This is a genomic window from Desulfosporosinus sp. OT, from assembly GCF_000224515.1.
In the GTDB taxonomy this organism is placed as follows: Bacteria; Bacillota; Desulfitobacteriia; order Desulfitobacteriales; family Desulfitobacteriaceae; genus Desulfosporosinus.
This window is the reverse complement of sequence record NZ_AGAF01000102.1, coordinates 1-2,529: the sequence shown is the minus strand read 5'-3', so window position 1 is coordinate 2,529 and position 2,529 is coordinate 1. Positions and strand designations below refer to the sequence as shown.

2 protein-coding genes are annotated in these 2,529 nt (G+C 38.8%); both read right to left on the bottom strand.

The window, feature by feature from the left end; all coding sequences use genetic code 11:
- Nucleotides 1-778, bottom strand: a 778-nt coding sequence (locus tag DOT_RS08880) for a S41 family peptidase (RefSeq protein WP_009617284.1), incomplete at its 3' end; no start/stop codon positions are given.
- A gap of 236 nt (nucleotides 779-1,014) precedes the next feature.
- Entirely contained in the window at nucleotides 1,015-2,196 is a 1,182-nt protein-coding gene (locus DOT_RS08875; protein WP_009617283.1) for a TolC family protein, read from the bottom strand.
- Between the last annotated feature and the right edge of the window lie 333 nt (nucleotides 2,197-2,529).

The following is a 2,529-nucleotide window of genomic DNA, read 5'->3' as shown; positions in this document are numbered from 1 at the left end:
GGTCTTTAATTCGTACCGCAACATCAGGACCTATGAAATATCCTGCAAGGTCAATCGCTGAACTCAAGTATCCTCCCCCGTTATCTCTTAAATCTACAATCCAGCTGTCAACCTTTTGATTTCTTAAGCGATTAACGGCTGTCTCAAACTCTGTCGGTGTATCATTCCCAAACGAATTCAAGTCAAGATAGCCAATATGCCCATTTAGAATGTCTCCAGTCACAGTTGGCTCAGTTATCGCCCTGCGCATAATACTTAACTCCTTAGTCTCTGTTCCTTGCTTTACACTGATCCGAACAACACTTCCTTCAAGACCGCGAAGCAAGCTAACTACCTCATTCGAAGAAAGTCCAGCTAGTGATTGCCCAGCAGCACGGATAATAACATCTCCTGCTTTTAATCCAACCTCCTCAGCGGGGGAACCCGAAACGACGGATACCACTTTGACCCCTTCCGACACAATGTCCATATGAACTCCGATTCCATAAAAGCGCATGTCAATGCTTCCAAGAAAATCTTGATATTCCTCTGGAGTGAAATACTTCGTATGTGGATCTCCGAGGCGTTTCAGGGTCTCCTCCACAGTTGGGGCAGTAAGCACATCGGTTGATGAAACCTGATCTACATATTTATTTTGCAGCAGTGAACGGATTTCAGGCAGGACGTTATTGCTTGAGGCTAAAACTGATGTCGAGGTACTTAGGATTAATATAAAGACAAGAATAAAGTTTAAGAGTACTTTACCTAGCGCTCTTTTGCGACAGTAGCTTGCTAGCATACTAATCTCCTTCCAAAGTCCGAACTAACTTAAACTTAGTTATTCGACACATTTGAGACTATACCTTCGGTCCATCTTCAAAAAGTTTAAGATCTTAACAACGGAATTTGCACGACTTACTCTAACAATAAAAAAAGGATCTCTTGATTGGAGATCCTAAGGCTAATTCAAGAACTAACCACGGATATCGTCCGTGGTTAGTTAATTTCTGCAGTTTAATTTCTTCTGGTACTATTTTACGATGTCCAAGGCATTCCCTTCAAAAACCAATTATAACCGTTTATCGAGGAAAACAATTGAATTTGGTCTGTCTTGACTGTATCTTCTTGTGTCTGATAATCAATCGTTGCACTATCTAAATCCAACTGTGTAATCATCCCTAGGTTCAACTTGATCTGAGCTTCAGATAACGCTACTTTTTTATCTGCGAGTTTTTGTTCTTCTAATCGAAGATTGCTCTGCTTCTTAGTAATATCGTCCAAGATACTGCTATAGTCTGTATTCAATTTGTTTTTTTGCTGAGCGAGTGTCAGATTTGCATTGTCTAATGCATATTTTGCCGTCTTATATTCATTCGATGAGAGTCCGTTATCCTTCTCAGCCCGAGCAAGGTCAGCTTCTAAAAGCACAATTTTATCTTCCTGCGATTTTATCGTGTAACTATTTTCAAGAGCTTGCTTTAAATCCCCATCTTTGTCTGCAACGGTAAAGTTTTCATCTGGCATTGGAACACTTTCAATTTGCAATGTGCTATCCTGATCATTAAGCAAGTCTTTCAATTGACGTACATAAGATTCTTGTTGTAACTGATTACTTACAAGTTGTGTTTGCATATTCATTAATTTGGTGTTAAGATCATCGACCTCAGTATGGGATACCACTCCTAGGTTTTCACGCAATTGCATTGTTGATAATTGGTTTTGAAGATTTGTAATACTCATAGTGAGATCGGAAGACGCTAATTTCAAGGTATTTAACGTAATGAAGGCACCTTCTGCAGTACGAATCTGTGTTTTATCACTCATCGTGGAGGAAGTATCCGTGCTATCGACGGATGTAGGCATATCTTCTAATTGCCTCTCTAGTGTCTTTAGCTGATCTGTTAATGCGCCTTTTTCAGTATTAAGGGCAATAATTAGAGACGCATCGGCTGGCATACTTAGTCCATCCTTTTCGTCATTGATTTTATCAAGCCTTCTATTAATATCTCTAATATCCTTCCTTAACTTACCAGCGCCAACATTACTGTCTTCTCTATTATTCTGATTAATATCAACTTGAAGATTTTGTTCTGTAATTAAAGGTCCGATATCTTCAAAGCTTATAATTCCTGAATTTGTGGTATTGGCAAAAGCTGCTAATGGTTGTCCTAAAACTAATATAGCGGACAACACTGATAGTCCAATCATTTTTTTCATATGTAAACTTCCTTTCATGATACCCTTAGTACTTATTTTAATTTACATTTTTTCTATTGTCAATTGTAATTTAGTTAGCATAGAAACTATTTTATTCTAACCTTACAAAGCACTCATTTGGTGTAAATATCCAATTAAAAATGACGAATTTAACGCACCTACCAAAAAAACACGCTTTGAATCCTGGGTGTCTCAAAAGAGTCTTTCACCTAAGCGAAAGACTCTTTTAGGATTTTCAACTTTGTTGAATCTTGAAAGGCGCGGACTCTGAGGGAGCTTCCAGCGGAAACTCCCTCAAGCGTCATGGGGGACTTGTCCCAAGGATAGATCTAC